This window comes from Nitrospira sp. (assembly GCA_016788885.1).
In the GTDB taxonomy this organism is placed as follows: Bacteria; Nitrospirota; Nitrospiria; order Nitrospirales; family Nitrospiraceae; genus Nitrospira_A.
In genome coordinates, this window is sequence record JAEURX010000013.1 from 1 (window position 1) to 16019 (window position 16019).

A 16019-nucleotide genomic window follows, 5' to 3' on the forward strand; every position below is an offset into this window, starting at 1 on the left:
CAACTAACCTCGAGAGGGAGGACTTATGAAGAAGGTGACCGTCTTGTTTTCTCTGAGCTTGATCAGCGCAGCGTATCTCAGCCTCACGGGCTGTCAGATCGTGGCGTCTCCGATGGCGGGTGGAATCTACAATGAAACGAAGTACGGCGATGTGGCCACGACCCACAACAGCGCCACGAAGGAAGGCAAGGCTTGCGGTACGTCCATCCTCGGCTGGGTGGCGACCGGTGATGCCAGCGTCTCGGCGGCGAAAGCGGCCGGCGGGATCACCACCGTGGCTTCGGTGGACCACTCGGCGAAGAACATCCTCGGCATCCTTGGCGAATGGTGCACGATCGTTAAGGGCAGCTGATCAGGTTCGTTGTCCCTCTGAGGAAAGGGTCTTCGGGAGTCTCTCCCGAAGACCCTTTTTTCGTTCTTCGTCCCGCCGCGTTCTGCATGGTACGGTAGGAGTGCTATGTGGGTTCCCATCCTGCTCATCATGCTGATCGGTTCTCTCTGGCATCCGGTATCAGGCCGGAGCGCCGAATTCGGGGAAATCGATTTGGGCGCTTATCTCCTGGGAAGCTGGCCGCACGACGAGCCGATTTTCAATCAAGGCAGTACCGTGGCAGGTTCGATTCGGCAAGGAGTTGGTGTGGGCCTGAAAATCGGACTCTTCCCTCACGCCACACATCGGATGCTCGGCCTCGAGATTGATTCGTCCGGACATGGCGGTGCGTTGTCATTTCCCAATCACGCGAACGGACATGACAACGGAACCGGACGCTCGAACCTTCTGGTGCTGAATACCATGTTCAATCTGGTGCTCAGGTATCCCGGTGAGGTGGTGACGCCCTATATCGGCATCGGCGGCGGGTGGTCGCACGGGACTCTGCTCAACCCCAACATTACCGGACGGAACGACAAGGATTTCGATTCCGCCCGCGCCTTTGGCCATCAGTACCTGGCTGGCGCTCAGGTGATGGTGAACTCCAGAGTATTCGTGTTCGGCGAGTACCGGTATTTTTCCGCGAACTATCATTGGGACGGCCTCGCGCTGGATTTCCGCGCGCACTACGGGCTGTTCGGTGCGGGACTTCGCTTCTGAGGCGTCATGAGTGTGCTGGACCAATTCTTTGTCTATCACCCGTCTCCATGGGAGGAGCGTGACTGGTCCGCCGCCGCCGGTGTGCCGTTAGAGGACATCTGGTTCCAATCCGCCGATGGAACACAACTCTTCGGGTGGTATACAGAGCAGTCTGCTGCATCTCCGGTCCTGCTCTGGTGTCACGGTAATGCCGGCAATATGGTCCACCGCCTGGAGAATCTTCGTGCCTTGCATCGGTTGGGGCTCTCGGTGTTCCTCTTCGATTATCGGGGATATGGGAAGAGCCAAGGGCGGCCATCCGAAGACGGACTCTACCAGGATGCGATCGGAGCCTATGACTATCTCACGCGTGTTCGCCGAATCAGGCCCGAGCGGCTCGTGATTTTCGGCCGGTCGCTGGGTGGGGCGGTGGCCGGAGAACTGGCGACGCAGCGGCCGGCCATGGGGCTGTTACTGGAGTCGTGCTTCCCTTCGATCGAGGCGGTGGCGCGCCACCACTATCTGGGCTTGCCCGTCCATTGGTTACTGGGGGCGACGTTCAGGTTGGAAGATCGGCTGCCGCATCTCTCCCTGCCCAAGTTATTCGTGCACGGTGATCGTGACGACATCATTCCGATTTCACTGGGGCAGCGGGCCTATGCTGCTGCAAAAGCGCCGAAGGAATTGTATGTGGTGCAGGGCGCCGATCACAACGATGTGCCGTCGGTCGGGGGGCGAGCCTATTTTGCAACACTGTCGGAGTTTATCGCGAGAGTGATCGGCCGATGACGCGGCTGCTTTCTGTCCAGCAGCGGCTTCTGTGTTTTTTCTGTTCACGGGCAGATCGCTTGGTAAGATGCATCACGTAGAGCGGGCGTGGCTCGGAAGCGGATGTTCGCAAGACCACTCCTCATCTGGCGAGTGCCGGAACATTCTGGTAGAGTGCGACCGCTCGCCGTGCTGTTGGTGCGCGGCGGTCAAGCGACACTGAGGGCAAATGCACAAGGAGGCATGGTGCAGCGGAGAGGCGTGGGCGTGACGGGAGTCGTGCGAGCCGTGTCGATAATGGTTCTGTTGTTGATGGTGGGATGTGCCGGTGGGCCGACACGACCGACAGTGAATATCGGTTCGGAAGGACGGCTTTTGGCGGGGGATGATCGGTCGAACGATCACGCCGACACAGCTGAGCAGACGGTAGCTCCTGCGGCGTTGCCCCACGTGGTGCTGATCGCCAATGTGCCCGCTCCGGTGGAAAAGAAGCCCGTAGACTCCGAGCCGGCAGAAGATCCGTATTACGATCCGTTTGCAAAGGACGACGAGCCGCCTGGAGGAGAAGAGTACGATCCCTGGGAGCCACTCAATACCAAGGTCTTTGAGTTCAATCGCCAGGTAGATCGCTGGGTGCTCAAACCGGTCGCGCAGGGATATAACAAGGTGGTGCCGAATCCCGTGCAGATCGGCATCAGCAACCTGTTCTACAACATGCGGTTTCCTTCGCGGCTGATCAACAATCTCGCGCAAGGGAAATTGTCCGGTGCGGGCACCGAGGTCGGCCGGTTTCTCCTGAACAGCAGCTTTGGGCTGGGCGGACTGGTCGATGTGGCGAAGTACATGGACATCACCACGCCGGAAGAAGATACAGGCCAGACGCTGGGGTATTATGGGGTGAAGCCGGGGCCTTATGTGATCTTGCCGTTTTTGCCCCCGTTCACGTTGCGCGATCTGGTCGGCTATGTCGGAGACATTGCGCTCAATCCGATCAACTGGTTGGTCTTTCCCATCATCGAAGTGAACGGCATTCCTTCGTTGGTCGCTCATCACAACCGGACCACGTCGTCGATCGCTCAAATCGGTGGTCGGGTCGAAGAAATCCTGAATGAACGGTCGCTGAACCTGGAGAAATTCCAGGGAGTGGAGGAGGCAACGCTGGATCTCTACACGGCGGTCAAGAACGCGCATCTTCAGAAGCGGCGGAACCAGATCAGGGAATAGGGTTATGTAATGACGTTGAGTTCGCGGCCGACGGTCGCGAATGCGGCCACCGCCCGTTCGAGCTGCGCGCGGGTGTGGGCTGCGGACAGCTGCAGGCGTATCCGCGCCTGTCCTTTTGGTACGACCGGATAGCTGAACCCCACCACATAGATTCCTTCTCGCAGCAGACGGTCGGCCATATTTGCGGCCACCGTCGCGTCGCCCAACATGACAGGAATGATCGGATGGGGGCCGGGCACGAGCGTGAACCCGAGCGCCGTCAGCTCCTTCCGGAGCCACTGGGCCTGTTCCATCAGGCTGGCACGCAGGTGCTCGCCCTGCTCGACCAAGGTTAAGGCTTTCAGCGTGGCGGCGGCGATGACCGGCGGCAGGCTGTTAGAAAAAAGATATGGCCGTGAGCGCTGCCGCAGAAGTTCGATGAGCTCCTTACGGCCGGTGGTCAGCCCGCCGGTTGCACCGCCCAACGCCTTGCCCAAGGTACTAGTGATGAGGTCGATCCGCTCGGCCACACCGAAATGATCGGGTGTCCCGCGCCCGCCTTTTCCCAACACCCCGGTCGCATGGCTATCGTCCACGACTACGGCCGCGTCGTAGCGGTCGGCCAGATCGATGATGCGCTCGAGTTTTGCCAAATCGCCGTCCATCGAAAAGACCCCGTCCGTGACGATCATCCTCACGCGGCTCGCGGTCGATTCCGCCAATCGCGCTTCGAGTTCCGCCATATCGGCATGGGCATAACGCATGCGGGCGGCCTTACAGAGACGAATGCCGTCGATCAGGCTGGCATGGTTCAGGGCGTCGCTGATGATGGTATCCCGTTCGTCGAGCAGGGTTTCGAACAGTCCGCCGTTGGCATCGAAGCAGGAGCTGTAGAGAATCGTGTCATCGGTGCCGAAAAAGGCGCTGATGGCCTGCTCGAGCCGTTTGTGGAGTTGCTGTGTCCCGCAGATAAATCGCACCGAGGCCATGCCGTAGCCGAATGTCTTGAGGCCGTCTTCGGCCGCCTGTTTTACATCCGGATGATCGGCCAGGCCGAGATAGTTGTTCGCGCAGAGATTGATGACCTCGCCCTGTGCCACGCGAATCTTAGTGTTCTGCGGGCTGAGGATCTGGCGTTCGGTCTTATAGAGACCTGCCGAGCGGATCTCTGCCAGTTGCTGTTCCACCGCGTGCTTGAGTGTTGTGTAGGCCATGGTGCCTGTGCGTGGTGAATCGTGACCCGTTCAAGCGAGCCCGCCGCAGATGCGCGGTACGCTTCCCCGTTCATTTCCCTGAAACGTCAGGGAAACAGCACTACTTTGCCGCATTGGCCGGACTTGATCAATTCAAATCCTTGGGCAAAGTCTTTGAGCGGAAAGGTATGGGTCAGGACCGGGCGGATGTTGAGGCCGGCTTTGAAGAGGCCGGCCAGGCGATACCAGGTGCTGAAGAGCCGGCGACCGGTAATGCCATGGACACGGATACCTTTAAAAATGACTTCATTGGCAAGATCGCAGGTGACGGGTCCGCTGGGAATACCGAACAGGGTGACACGGCCGCCGTTTTTCACGGCGCGAAAGGCGTGGTGCAGCGCGGTGGGGTGCCCCGACATTTCCAACGATGCGTCGACCCCTTCGCCGCTGGTGATCTCCAGAATCGCCGCAGCAATGGCATCCGCTCCGTCGGTGTGTGCGTTCAACACGTGGTCGACTCCTACCTGCTTCGCCAATCCAAGGCGATAGTCACTGATATCGGTGGCGATAATTGTCGCGGCTCCGGCCGTGCGGGCGACGGCGGCGGCGAAGAGGCCGGTCGGGCCGCACCCGGTGATCAGGACTGTGTGGCCGGTGAGATCCTCCACGAGTGCCGCATCGACCGCATTGCCCAACGGTTCCTGCAGGCAGGCCAATTCCGGAGGAATGTCCGGCGATGTCTTCCAGAGGACGGTCTCCGGCAGGACGATGTAGTCGGCAAACGATCCATCCAGATCAACGCCGAGGATGCGATAGTTCTTACACACATGGGCTTGGCCGGTACGGCATTGAAAGCAGGCGCCACAGGTCAGGTGCGATTCGGCTGCGACATAGTCGCCGGCTTTCACCAGACTGACATCCGTTCCAACCGCGACCACCTCGCCACACATTTCATGACCGATGATGCGTGGAGGATGGATCCGACTGTGGGCCCAGGCGTCCCAATTGTAGATGTGAGCATCAGTTCCGCAGAGCGACGTCGCTTTGACCCGGATCACGGCGTCGTTGGGGCCGGGCATTGGGTCCTGGCGTTCGGTGTACGTCAGGCCAGGTTGGGCAGCCGTTTTGACGAGTGCACGCATGGGCCCATTATAACAAGATGGCGTGAAATGCCCAGCCAACGAGTGAAACAGGCATTCGATGCGGCACAATAGCGCGAGCCGCCACAGGGGCAGGCCGTGGTAATTGATGTGAGGCTGGGTGGGCTGGCGGAACGTGTCTGTCCCGGCCGCAATTTCTCCTCGGCTTGAGGCTGAAGAGGGCTGATGATCCCCGTGGCTGCGGAAAAAACGGGTTGAACTGGGTTAGGCTCCTGGGTAGGATGCGAATATGCAGTACCAGTACTATACGTTCTGCAGGTGTGTCATCGTCGGGTTGGCCTTGAGCGTCTGCGTCAGTGGGCCGGTAGCCGATGCTCAGGCTGGTCCTTCTGCGAATCCCGCCCTGGTGGCGCCTAAACGATGGGCCCAGTTCGATCTGGTCAGTACGGAGCCTGATGGATCAGTCCAAGCTGGAAAAGACGTAGTCCTGAGCATCACGTTGGGTGGTGTACCGCCGGGAACAGAATCCGTCATGGCGATGATCGAGTCCAACGGATTTCAAAGTCAGACGGTCTCCTTGAGTGAAGAGCCGACGGCATCGGTCTATCAGGGGACGGTCATCCTGGAGCCGAATTCGACGCTGAAAAGCCGTACCACGGTGCATCCAAAGGCCGTGCGCGTCCGGGTCTCGTTCGCACGAGCGAAGATCACGGGACTGGAAGAATTCTTAAAACGCGATGTCTACGTCACCCTCGGTGAGCCGCCTCCCGGCGACGCCGAGGCTGAAATTCAGCCGGGACCGGTGGCCGACAGTTCTGAGGCCGACGCCGCGGCCGTGCAAAAGGCGACGGAGCAGGTCCTCGCCGTGAATGCGACCATCGCCGAGGAAGATCTGTTACCCCTGCCCCCGCCAGGCGAATCGAAAGCCTATTGGAAGCAGGTCAGTGATTTGATCAGCCGGAACTGGAGCCGGCAAATCCGATCCATCCGCCGCGCACCCAGCAGCGAAACGGTCCGGGTCCATTTTAAAATGTACGCCAGCGGCGTGGCCCAGGTGATTCAATTGGAAAAGAGTTCGGGTGCACGGGATGTCAATGATGCGGGATTGCAAACCATCATCCATGCCCAGCCGTTTCCGCCGATTCCGCCGGATTTGGGTGGCGATGTCGTCGATGTGCATGTACGAATGAGAACGGGGGCGAAAGTCGCCACACAAGATGTGCAGATTGGTGTGGAGAAAAAGCCGTCCAAGTCTCTTCCGCCCCCATCCCCCCCATCCAAAGAAGGAGCTGCGGCAAGCGGCTCTACAAAGGAGTAACTATGACGAAATCGATCTGTCGTGTGGTCGCCATGTGGTGCCTGGGAGCTGGGATGCTGCTGGGCGCAACGGTTGTACAGGCCGAGACGGCGCGGTACGACGTGGACCTTGATCATTCGATTGTGGAGTTCAAGGTCGCGCACATGGTGGTGTCCAAGACGACCGGGCATTTCAAAGACTACACCGGATTCATCGAAATGGACCCTGAGTCGGGTACGGTGAAGGCGCTTGAAGCAACGATCAAGACGGCTTCGGTGACCACCAATCACGAAAAGCGTGACGCACATCTGCGAAACCCAGACTTTTTCGATGTCGAGAAGTATCCCACCATTACCTATAAGATGAAGAGCTACAAGAAAGCCGGTGACGGCTATCTCGCGGTGGGAGATCTGACCCTGCACGGTGTCACGAAGGAAATCACACTGGAGGGGACATTTAACGGTGTGACCAAGGATCCGTGGGGCAATACCCGCGCCGGATTTACAGCCGAGGGGAAACTGAACCGCAAGGATTTCGGCATGGTCTGGAATAAAGCGCTCGATAGTGGGGGACTGGTGGTCGGCGACGACGTGTTTATCAAGTTGGACATCGAATGTATTAAAGCAAAATCGTAGTTCAAACACCCCTTTTCTAGGGGGCCACGCGCCTACCCGGTTTCCTACCGGGTAGGCTGATGCCGCAGCGGACCATCTTCGAACCGGAGATGCAGTCCACCCTACCAGGTGGTACCGATTTCATTCGACACAGCGGTTGCTCAGGACTGGAAGCTCGCCGGGCCTTCTCGCTCGAGGCAACGGCTGCGCCGGCGCGAAGCGGCCGAATGAGACGGCGCGTGAGGGAGCGATCCGGGAGAGGACGCAAGATCGGGAGCGTATCGTTCGGAGGCCGAGAGTAGGAGCATCGTCATGGGGAGCAGGTGGGCTGGAAAAATCGGATCGGTCATCGGTAGGATACGCGGGATGTGGTCGTGGACACTGTCAGGGGCGTTGGTGTTGGCGTGGACGGTCGGCGTGGTGGACGCCGGGGCACTCGAATTTACGGCGGATCAGGTCACGAAGATCAACGGCCGGACCCAAAAATCCAACATCTACTACCGCGATAACATGTGGCGGATTGAGCATCACACGATGGGCCCGGTCAACGTCAGCATCATCCGGAAAGACAAGCAGGTGGTGTGGCTGTTGTTGTCGAGGATGAAGCACTTCAAAACTGTGCCGTACAAGGCCGATCAGGACCTGAAAGTCACGGAGCACTTGGAGGGAGAGGTTTCGCGCGAAGAAATCGGGACGGAAACGCGCGAGGGGCACCCGACGACGTTGTATGAGGTGACGGTGAAGGAAGGCGAACGGACGGAGGTGTATTATCAGTGGCTTGCCACTGATATTCATTTCCCGATGAAACTCGCCAAGAAAGACGGGAGCTGGATCGTCGAGTATCAGCATGTCAAATTCCGGCCATTGATCGATTATCTGTTTCAGTTGCCGCTCAATTTTGAGCCATTGGAAGAATTTGATCACCAGCCGGCTGCTGCGGAGCCGAATCACCAGCCGATGTAGGAACGGTCAAGAGATACAAGGAGTGTCATGGTGCGTACACGAGGTCTCGCGGTGTGGGTGTTGGGTGCGGCGCTACTGGGGATGAGCGGATCTCTCTATGCTCTTGATGTCGCCGATGTCGTCAGGGAATGGACGCCGGAGGGGAAAACGCTGGCGGCCGAACGGGTGAAATTGCCGGCGCACGATGAGATGATTCGTATCCCGGCCGGTGAGTTTCTCATGGGCAGCGATCGCAAGGTCGACAAGAACTCCTATCTGGCCGAGTTCCCGCAGCGAAAAGTCTATCTCGATGCCTATGACATCGACAAGTACGAAGTCACCACCGTACAGTTTCTCAAGTATGTGCTCGCTCACAACCTCGCCCCTCTGATCGATTGGCAGTACGACGGCGGGAATTTTCAAGAGACCATGGTCAGCCATCCGGTGATGCACGTGTCCTGGTTCGATGCGGAGGCCTACTGCAAGTGGGCGGGGAAACGCCTACCGACCGAAGCCGAATGGGAGAAGGCTGCCCGGGGCGAAGACGGCCGTATCTATCCCTGGGGCAACCAGATGGCCGGACTGACGCGCGCCAATTTCGGTCGCACCGGTCTCTCGGGGCCCGTGCGAGATCGGCCGGAGCGGCTCTTGCTCTATCCGCCGATCATCTCGGTGGATAAGTATGACAATGCCGTCAGCCCGTATGGGCTGTTTCAGATGGCCGGGAACGTGGCCGAATGGGTCGCGGATTGGTATGACCCGAAATACTATCCCGGGGCGCCAGACAAGAACCCCAAAGGTCCTGAAACCGGCAGCCAGCGGAGTTTTCGCGGGGGCGGGTGGATCGATAGCACGCCCAGTGTCCGTGTCGCACAACGCAACGGGACGGATCCCAACACCAAGATGAACTGGATGGGGTTCCGCTGTGCGCGGGATGCCAACGAGGGTGCGGCGGCGCCGCAGGCTGACGCGAAATAGCGGGCGGTGCTCTCCCTGGCAATTCCAGCACAGCGACGCAGCAATGACTTCGTCTCAGGCCCGAGGAGCCTGATGCTGGTGCTGGTCGCTTGTCAGCGGAGGGCAGATATCATTCAACATTGACCATGGGCGAGCGGTCACGCGTGCTCCCGTCATGCGAACGCTTTCCTCGCCCTCAGCTCGTGGACTTGCTCGCTCGTTTCCTTTACCAGAATTCCCATTTTCCCGTGTGAGGGTTCGAAATCCACCGGCAAGCCGTGGCTGCGAATGCGTTCGCTGGCGGTGGGACCGATCGAGGCGACGACGACGTGCCGGCAGATCGTTTTGAACTGAGGTGTGTTGCCTTCCTGCTCAACCACCTGCATCACATGGTCGATCTGAGCGGCATTGGTCACTAGTATGACCTGAACGTGGCCGTCCAATATCTGGCTCACGACCTGTTTCAGGGGGGTGAGATCTTCGGGGAGTGCCCAGCGGTAGACCGGTACAGGTGTCACAAGGGCTCCGCGCTGCGTCAACGCCGTCAGCAGATCAGGGTTGGAGAGACCGTATTCCTGTACCGCGACGCGCAATCCCTTCACCGGCCGATGGGCGTCCAATGTGGAGATCACATCCGCCCACGTATTGGGCTCAGGGACGGTGAAGGTAGGTGGGAATCCCAGCGCCTTGAGCGCGGCGACCGATTTGGGGCCACGTGCAATCAGGACGGTGTTCTTCAATGCTGCGGCGAGGTCGCTGTTGGAGTGGCGACGCTCGAGCACCTCAAACAGGGCGGTCGTGCCGGCGCCGGTCATCAGCACCAGCACGTCGAACCCTTCCCTCATCAGTTGTTCGCCGAACCGCAACGCCGCCGAGTTGTCTTCGAACGGGATTTCCCGCAACGACGGCGCCACGAGTGGCCGGCCACCATGGCGTTCGATCAGGCGGGTCATCTCCGCTGCCATTCGTGATTCGAATGCGGCCACGGTGAGACCAGCGTATCCGCGGGATTCCGTCATTGTGGTGTTCGGCTACAGGGTGAACCGCTACTCATGAAACGTGCCGGTGCTTTGCCGTGTGTGCTGCACAATTGCCCTCACTTCAGCGACCGGATATCGCCAAGGTTTCCCAGCGCTTCCGTTCCTAGTGGGCATCCGCCGCGCAGCGGAATCCCGTCGATTCATTTCTCATGGTCGGATCGCTGTCCACGCGGGTGAAGATGCGAACCGTCGGGGTCTCATTTTGCCAGCCGGCCCCGCGGATGACCTTCTTCGTGCCGCTCTCGGGTCCGGGAGGATTCTTTGCAGGGCTCTTTTCATAGTACTTCGCGTCGTACCAGTCGTTCACCCATTCCCACACATTGCCCGCCATGTCGTAGACGCCGTACGGGCTTTTTCCCTTCTCGTACGTGCCCACCGGCATCAGGGTTTTTTCCCCGATCCACTTTTGATTGAAGTTCAAATGGCCGTTGGTGGGTTCGACATTGCCCCAGGGAAAGCGCCAATCATTGTTGCCCTTGGCGGCTTTTTCCCATTCCGCTTCACGCGGCAACCGACGGCCTGCCCATGTGCAGTAGGCGTCGGCATCGGCCCAGTCCACATTGATCACCGGGCGATCGGCGAGCGAGGCGGGAATGCCGATCCCTTCCCAGAGATTCCGAGTGGGATTTTTGGGATTTTGCGGCACGCGGTGATTGGTCGCCTTCACAAATTCCAGATATCGTCCGTTGGTGACCTCGTACTTGTCGATGTAGAAGGGATCGATCTCGATCACGTGGCGGGGATATTCGTCGCGTCCGCCATCACGGTCGCCGGCTGGAACGCCCATGGGGTATGAGCCGGCCGGGATGAGCACCAGCGGCGCCCCGTCTTTCCCTGTGATTTCCTTGGGCAGAGCGGCCGGCTCTGCGGCCAGTGCATGAGATCCCGTGCCGTTGAATCCGATGAGCGCCACCACGACTGCGAGGACGGATCGTACCAACATAGTTCCAAGCTCCTTTAGTTCGTAACCACTGATCCCCGATCGTACCACAGCCGCAGAGTTTTCAAACATGACTTGCCGGTCCAAAATGATCGTTCTGAGGGACGTCCGGCCCCGGCGGTTGAGGATTGACGCGATGGTGGCCCCGCACCTACTATACGCGCCAGGAGATTGTCGCGTGACGTTCCATCGAGGTTTACGACATCTGGCCCTCCGTGTCACGAATCTGGCCCGGTCGCGCGTGTTTTACGAGCGACTGCTGGGGATGAAGGTGGTGTGGGAGCCGGATCCAGACAACGTCTATTTCAGTTCGGGAGCGGACAATCTAGCCTTGCATCAGATCGGCCAGGCCGAACTGGCTCAGTATCAGCCGCCACGGGGCCAGTTGCTCGACCACTTCGGCGTGATCCTGGAAAGTCCTGCCCAGGTGGACGAGATGTTTACGGAGGTGCAGCACGAGGGCGCCCGGTATGGCGCCACGATTGCCAAACCGCCGAAACAGCATCGTGACGGCAGTTACTCCTTTTATTTCACCGATCCGGACGGCAACGTGATTCAGGCGTTGTACGAGCCGACCATCAGCCGATTGGAACTGAAGCTGTAACCCACGGCTCACGCCTGTCACTCATGGGACTCTGGGACGCATTACCGCGCGATCAGTATGTGGGGTTGGCCCCCTGGGTCTGGGTCCAGCTTGAAAGCAACCAGTCGCCGGGGCCGTTTCCGTTCGTCGGCGGCGTGGCACCGGAGGTTGTGGGGAGCCTGCACGAGGCCCATAGCCTCTTTCTGGCCTGTATCGAAACGGCCATCAGCGATATATTTTCCCGGCGCGCCGTCCTTGATGATCCGCAGACCCGGGTGCGGCTCGAGGATGCGTATGCTGAACTGGTGAATTCCCGCCAGCAATTGAGTCAGCACATTACGGCGCGGCGTCAACCTGACGGCCAATTCCACTGGTCGCACCCGTTCGATCCTACGAAATCCGCCACCGTCGTCAACACCGGGCTGCGCATCTTCAATGCCGTGAAACGGCAGGCGATCCCCGTGCCGTTCGAGCGCCCCATGGGGCCGCTGGTCGGCAAACTGCTGGGGATGTTGGATGGCACGCAGCAGGCCGGGGCGATTCGGACCATTGTGACGACGGTCGGGAGGGACGGCGAGCGCCTGCTGACCAAATTGATGGAGTTATTCGTCCAGTATGAGTGTCTCACGCCCACGACCCAGGCTTCGGTTCGCGATCAGTGGTTGCGGCAGATCAACGACCGGGACACGGTGCACCTCGGCCATGCCGCGCTCATGTATCGGCAGCGTGATCAATTTCTTCTGTTCGACCCCTGGCTGTTGCCGTGGTTCGCGGAATCGAATGTGCCGAGCCTCTGGGTGTCGTTGTTGCCGAAACCGGCGGCGATTTTCCTGACGCACGACCATGACGACCATGTGGACCCTCGAACGTTATTGCACGTGCCGAAGGATGTCCCGATCGTCATTCCCAGCCGACGAAATCGCAAGAAATTTTTCTACGATTATCTGCCGTTGCTTCGTGAACTGGGGTTCAGTCATATCATCGAACTCGCCCACGGCGAGAGTTGGAGCTTTGACGGCGGCGCCGTGGTTTCGGTTCCGTTCTACGGCGAGGATCCCTGCGACCTGGAGATGCCAAGAAACTGCTATCTTGTGACCGATCGCGGGCAGAACGTGCTCGTGCATGCCGATAGCGGTCCGACGAACAATGGCCGATCGGCCATTCAGGAGGGGGTTATTCAGCGGTTAGTCCAGAAGTATGGTCCGCTCTCCCTCCTCCTGGCCTCCCAACAGCAGCTGCAGGAGATTCGCAGTTATGCTGCCCACGCGCCGCTGTCGCATCCGGGCCAGTGGCTTGAGGTCGGGGAGAACGGGTACCTGACCAACCGCTATCTGGACGAGTTGTGCGCCACTGCGCAGGCGCGCCTGTTTGTGTCTTATGCTACGGGTGGCGCCGATTGGTATCCGGATCACTTGTCATTTATGTTCAGCCAGCGCAATCCGGCCCGTACGGCCCTGCTCACCGCACATTGGGAGCCGCCGGAAAAGCTGAAAGATCTTCTGGCGCAACACGATTGCCGGTATCATCGCGCTCATGCGCTGGACGTGTTTCGAAACGTCGGCGATGAATCGATGGAAGTCCGCTCGGCGGCTGAGTCCCTGTCGCCGCTGCCGCTCTACCGAGTCGATCATGGGGACCCGTCGTTCATGAAGCGGGGTGGCCGATAGGCCAGGGGGATCCCCTCGGTGCGCGCCCGTGTGATGTGTGCACCGGCGCTGCGGCCGAGGTCGTTCCTGTGGCCGTGGCGGTCGGACTCGTCGAATGACCTGCCAGAAGGAGAGAACCGGTATGGGGTCTGCAAATGGGGTCGTACTGGTCACTGGTGCTGCCGGGTTCATCGGGTCTCATGTGGCCAGGCGACTGCTGGATCGCGGGGATGCCGTCCTGGGGCTGGACAATCTCAACGACTACTACGATGTTCGGCTGAAGGAAGCGCGTCTGGCACGGCTGCAGACGCACCCTCAGTTTCAGTTCGTGAAGCTGGATGTGTCGGATCGGCCCGGCATGGCCGCCCTCTTTGCGCAGCAGCGCATCAGGCGGGTGGTGCACTTAGCAGCGCAGGCCGGTGTCCGCTATTCGCTCGTGAATCCCCACGCGTATACGGCTAGCAACGTCGACGGATTTCTGAACATTCTCGAAGGGTGCCGGCATCATCAGGTCGAGCATCTGGTCTATGCATCCACAAGCTCGGTGTATGGCGGCCATACGAAGATGCCGTTTTCCGTGCATGACAATGTCGACCATCCGGTTTCGCTGTATGCGGCGACGAAGAAGGCTAATGAATTGATGGCGCACTGTTATGCGCATCTATATCGCTACCCGATTACCGGTTTGCGGTTCTTCACCGTCTATGGGCCCTGGGGTCGCCCCGACATGGCGCTGTTTTTGTTTACAAAGGCGATTCTTGAAGGCAAACCCATCGATGTGTTCAATCACGGGAAGATGCAGCGCGACTTCACCTATGTCGACGATATCGCCGAAGGCGTGTTGCGCACGCTCGATCGCCCCGCACAGGCCGATTCTCAGTGGGTGAGCGACAATCCCGACCCCGGGAGCAGTTCCGCCCCCTACCGGCTCTACAACATCGGCAATAACCAACCGGTAGACCTCCTACGATTCATTGAGGTACTAGAGAGCACACTCGGCAAGAAAGCTATGAAGAACTTTCTGCCCCTCCAGGCCGGCGATGTGCCGGCAACCTATGCCGATGTGGCGGATCTCATGCGGGATACCGGCTTTAAGCCGGCCACCCCGATCGAAACGGGCATCGCGCGGTTCGTCGAGTGGTACCGCGAGTACTACAAGGTCTGAGCACAGCTGGGTGCTGCGAGCCACGTCCGTCGAGCACCATCCTCCCGAGACACGGGCCGTCAGATGGCTCTCCTCGCACACGGTCCCTCTCGTGCAGGCTGCCTGTAATCGTTGGTGGACTTCCATCGGACCGCATACTGTCACTCTTCTGTTCCTGCGACTTGTTGCGGCGTGATGGATGGAGTAGAGTGACAATCATGAAGCCAAGGAGATGTAGAACTGCGGTGATGCTCTGGGCGCTGTCGGTGGGGGGATTGGTGTATGCCGGAAGTATGGAGACCGCACGAGCCGAGGCTTCCGTATCCGATGCACCGGCGTGGACCGAGTTGCGGGCTCAGACTTCAGGCGCGGGCGCCCAGGTTTCTTCCCCGAGTGATCAGCAGTCGGACCTGTTTCGCCAGGCGCCCACGCTGACCGGTCGGCTACGTGTCAGCGAACAGACGCTGATTCCGTATGTTGGCGCCGGCTTCGGCGGGGGCTATGTGACGGAACGTGATCGAGCCCTGGGTCCACAACCGACCCTTCCACAACAACACCTCTTCGGCGAGTCCATGGGTAAAAGCATGATGCCGAACGAGTTTCAGATGGGCATTCGCATTCCCTTCTAATCTCACTCGATCCCTCACTTCATCAGCCAGGTGTATGGTGCGCTTCAAGCGCCGGCGTGAAAGAGTCGCCGGGCCACGTCGTTCGGCTGGATCTCTTCCAGTGACGGGAGGACCAGATGCGCCTCGGTGAGTTGGGCGGCCGGGTAGGTGGTCGCGACCGCGAGGACACGCATGCCGGCCTTCAGCGCCGCCTGGATTCCTGCGCGGGAATCTTCGATGACGAGACATTCGCCGGATCGAAGGAGGGGTGGTCTGGGGCTGCGGGCGTTGAGCTGTCGAAGCGCGAATTCATACATCGCGGGATCGGGCTTGCCGACGGTGCATTCGTCCGCGGACACGATGAGTTCGAATCGTCCCTCGATGGCCGTTCCCGCGAGGGCGGAGAGAATGTGTTCCCGTCGGCCTCCCGATGCGATGGCCAGCCGGTAGTGCCCGAACGCTCGTTCGACAAACCCGGACACCCAGGGAAAAAGGGGCGGCGTTCGTGTCGCCGTATGCTCACGGAACAGCGCCGCTTTCCGTTCGGCGATCCGGGCATGAATCACGGGGTCGCATCGGCCATCCCGTTTCAGCAGCAGCGCGGCGGCACAGGTCCGCTCATCCATCCCGAGATAGGTGTCATAGTACTCGTCCTTGCTGATCGTCAGTCCGGATTCAGCAAGCGCTTGCTGAAAACATTCCAGGTGCGGTGTTTCGTCGTCGGCGATGACGCCGTTGAAGTCAAAAATGATTGCGCGCAGAGTCGACTCCTTTGTGCAGCCTTGACGGACCAGCGCCGTACTCTAGCTGAGTGCGGGTCGTAGGACAAATGGAACGCCTTGTTCCGCCGAGGTCCCTACGGTATGCTGCGGCACGAATTCGCTTCATGGCCGATCGAAACGGCAAACCGATCCT

17 protein-coding genes are annotated in these 16019 nt (G+C 59.6%); 12 read left to right on the forward strand and 5 right to left on the reverse strand.

The genetic code is table 11. The features are described from left to right. Positions 1-25 precede the first annotated feature (25 nt). The 4 genes from JNL86_02895 to JNL86_02910 all read left to right on the forward strand — a co-directional run bounded on the left by JNL86_02895 (position 26) and on the right by JNL86_02910 (position 3061). Positions 26-352 carry a TRL-like family protein gene (locus JNL86_02895; GenBank protein MBL8041847.1) on the forward strand — a complete coding sequence of 109 codons (327 nt, stop codon included), beginning with the start codon at positions 26-28 and terminating at the stop codon, positions 350-352. 105 nt (positions 353-457) lie between these two features. After that, complete coding sequence (locus tag JNL86_02900; GenBank protein MBL8041848.1) at positions 458-1090, forward strand: outer membrane beta-barrel protein; 633 nt, start codon at positions 458-460, stop codon at positions 1088-1090. A 6-nt stretch (positions 1091-1096) separates the two neighbouring features. Next, positions 1097-1858: an alpha/beta hydrolase gene (locus JNL86_02905; protein ID MBL8041849.1), complete on the forward strand. Its 762-nt coding sequence runs from the start codon at positions 1097-1099 to the stop codon at positions 1856-1858. 222 nt (positions 1859-2080) lie between these two features. Further along, a complete protein-coding gene (locus JNL86_02910; GenBank protein ID MBL8041850.1) occupies positions 2081-3061 on the forward strand; it encodes a VacJ family lipoprotein in 981 nt (326 codons plus the stop codon). A 2-nt stretch (positions 3062-3063) separates the two neighbouring features. Here the strand turns inward: JNL86_02910 and JNL86_02915 are convergent, their stop codons facing one another. Both JNL86_02915 and tdh read right to left on the reverse strand, forming a co-directional pair. Then, on the reverse strand, positions 3064-4254 hold the full coding sequence (locus JNL86_02915; protein ID MBL8041851.1) for a glycine C-acetyltransferase: 1191 nt from the start codon (positions 4252-4254) through the stop codon (positions 3064-3066). Between the two features lie 86 nt (positions 4255-4340). Continuing rightward, positions 4341-5375: an L-threonine 3-dehydrogenase gene (gene tdh / locus JNL86_02920; protein ID MBL8041852.1), complete on the reverse strand. Its 1035-nt coding sequence runs from the start codon at positions 5373-5375 to the stop codon at positions 4341-4343. A 247-nt stretch (positions 5376-5622) separates the two neighbouring features. Here tdh and JNL86_02925 point away from each other — a divergent pair, with 247 nt between their 5' ends. The 4 genes from JNL86_02925 to JNL86_02940 all read left to right on the forward strand — a co-directional run bounded on the left by JNL86_02925 (position 5623) and on the right by JNL86_02940 (position 9164). Continuing rightward, positions 5623-6651, forward strand: a complete 1029-nt coding sequence (locus tag JNL86_02925; GenBank protein ID MBL8041853.1) for an energy transducer TonB — start codon at positions 5623-5625, stop codon at positions 6649-6651. A gap of 2 nt (positions 6652-6653) precedes the next feature. After that, positions 6654-7265 (forward strand): polyisoprenoid-binding protein, encoded by a 612-nt coding sequence (locus JNL86_02930; GenBank protein ID MBL8041854.1) that lies wholly within the window; start codon positions 6654-6656, stop codon positions 7263-7265. 291 nt (positions 7266-7556) lie between these two features. After that, the gene (locus JNL86_02935) at positions 7557-8207 is read left to right on the forward strand and encodes a hypothetical protein (GenBank protein MBL8041855.1); all 651 of its coding nucleotides are present in this window, start codon (positions 7557-7559) and stop codon (positions 8205-8207) included. Between the two features lie 27 nt (positions 8208-8234). Next, positions 8235-9164: an SUMF1/EgtB/PvdO family nonheme iron enzyme gene (locus JNL86_02940; GenBank protein ID MBL8041856.1), complete on the forward strand. Its 930-nt coding sequence runs from the start codon at positions 8235-8237 to the stop codon at positions 9162-9164. Between the two features lie 152 nt (positions 9165-9316). Here JNL86_02940 and JNL86_02945 read toward each other — a convergent pair whose 3' ends face one another. Beyond that, positions 9317-10162, reverse strand: a complete 846-nt coding sequence (locus JNL86_02945) for a uroporphyrinogen-III synthase (GenBank protein ID MBL8041857.1) — start codon at positions 10160-10162, stop codon at positions 9317-9319. A gap of 124 nt (positions 10163-10286) precedes the next feature. Continuing rightward, the gene (locus JNL86_02950) at positions 10287-11126 is read right to left on the reverse strand and encodes an SUMF1/EgtB/PvdO family nonheme iron enzyme (protein ID MBL8041858.1); all 840 of its coding nucleotides are present in this window, start codon (positions 11124-11126) and stop codon (positions 10287-10289) included. A gap of 175 nt (positions 11127-11301) precedes the next feature. Between JNL86_02950 and JNL86_02955 the strand changes: the two genes are divergently transcribed. From JNL86_02955 to JNL86_02970, 4 genes are all read left to right on the forward strand, one after another. Then, complete coding sequence (locus JNL86_02955) at positions 11302-11727, forward strand: VOC family protein (protein ID MBL8041859.1); 426 nt, start codon at positions 11302-11304, stop codon at positions 11725-11727. Positions 11728-11750: 23 nt separating this feature from the next. Beyond that, positions 11751-13373 carry an MBL fold metallo-hydrolase gene (locus JNL86_02960; protein ID MBL8041860.1) on the forward strand — a complete coding sequence of 541 codons (1623 nt, stop codon included), beginning with the start codon at positions 11751-11753 and terminating at the stop codon, positions 13371-13373. Positions 13374-13494: 121 nt separating this feature from the next. Beyond that, positions 13495-14517, forward strand: a complete 1023-nt coding sequence (locus JNL86_02965) for an NAD-dependent epimerase (GenBank protein ID MBL8041861.1) — start codon at positions 13495-13497, stop codon at positions 14515-14517. 224 nt (positions 14518-14741) lie between these two features. After that, entirely contained in the window at positions 14742-15125 is a 384-nt protein-coding gene (locus tag JNL86_02970; GenBank protein MBL8041862.1) for a hypothetical protein, read from the forward strand. A gap of 44 nt (positions 15126-15169) precedes the next feature. Here JNL86_02970 and JNL86_02975 read toward each other — a convergent pair whose 3' ends face one another. Beyond that, positions 15170-15898 carry an HAD family phosphatase gene (locus tag JNL86_02975; protein MBL8041863.1) on the reverse strand — a complete coding sequence of 243 codons (729 nt, stop codon included), beginning with the start codon at positions 15896-15898 and terminating at the stop codon, positions 15170-15172. Positions 15899-16019 lie beyond the last annotated feature (121 nt).

Excerpts from the sequence above, each read along its gene's own strand:
- JNL86_02965 (MBL8041861.1), top strand. The coding sequence starts at position 13,495 with ATGGGGTCTGCAAATGGGGTCGTACTGGTCACTGGTGCTGCCGGGTTC.
- JNL86_02935 (MBL8041855.1), top strand. The coding sequence starts at position 7,557 with ATGGGGAGCAGGTGGGCTGGAAAAATCGGATCGGTCATCGGTAGGATA.
- JNL86_02940 (MBL8041856.1), top strand. The coding sequence starts at position 8,235 with ATGGTGCGTACACGAGGTCTCGCGGTGTGGGTGTTGGGTGCGGCGCTA.
- JNL86_02895 (MBL8041847.1), top strand. The coding sequence starts at position 26 with ATGAAGAAGGTGACCGTCTTGTTTTCTCTGAGCTTGATCAGCGCAGCG.
- JNL86_02925 (MBL8041853.1), top strand. The coding sequence starts at position 5,623 with ATGCAGTACCAGTACTATACGTTCTGCAGGTGTGTCATCGTCGGGTTG.
- JNL86_02900 (MBL8041848.1), top strand. The coding sequence starts at position 458 with ATGTGGGTTCCCATCCTGCTCATCATGCTGATCGGTTCTCTCTGGCAT.
- JNL86_02905 (MBL8041849.1), top strand. The coding sequence starts at position 1,097 with ATGAGTGTGCTGGACCAATTCTTTGTCTATCACCCGTCTCCATGGGAG.
- JNL86_02915 (MBL8041851.1), bottom strand. The coding sequence starts at position 4,254 with ATGGCCTACACAACACTCAAGCACGCGGTGGAACAGCAACTGGCAGAG.
- tdh (MBL8041852.1), bottom strand. The coding sequence starts at position 5,375 with ATGCGTGCACTCGTCAAAACGGCTGCCCAACCTGGCCTGACGTACACC.
- JNL86_02930 (MBL8041854.1), top strand. The coding sequence starts at position 6,654 with ATGACGAAATCGATCTGTCGTGTGGTCGCCATGTGGTGCCTGGGAGCT.
- JNL86_02950 (MBL8041858.1), bottom strand. The coding sequence starts at position 11,126 with ATGTTGGTACGATCCGTCCTCGCAGTCGTGGTGGCGCTCATCGGATTC.
- JNL86_02910 (MBL8041850.1), top strand. The coding sequence starts at position 2,081 with ATGGTGCAGCGGAGAGGCGTGGGCGTGACGGGAGTCGTGCGAGCCGTG.
- JNL86_02945 (MBL8041857.1), bottom strand. The coding sequence starts at position 10,162 with ATGACGGAATCCCGCGGATACGCTGGTCTCACCGTGGCCGCATTCGAA.
- JNL86_02960 (MBL8041860.1), top strand. The coding sequence starts at position 11,751 with ATGGGACTCTGGGACGCATTACCGCGCGATCAGTATGTGGGGTTGGCC.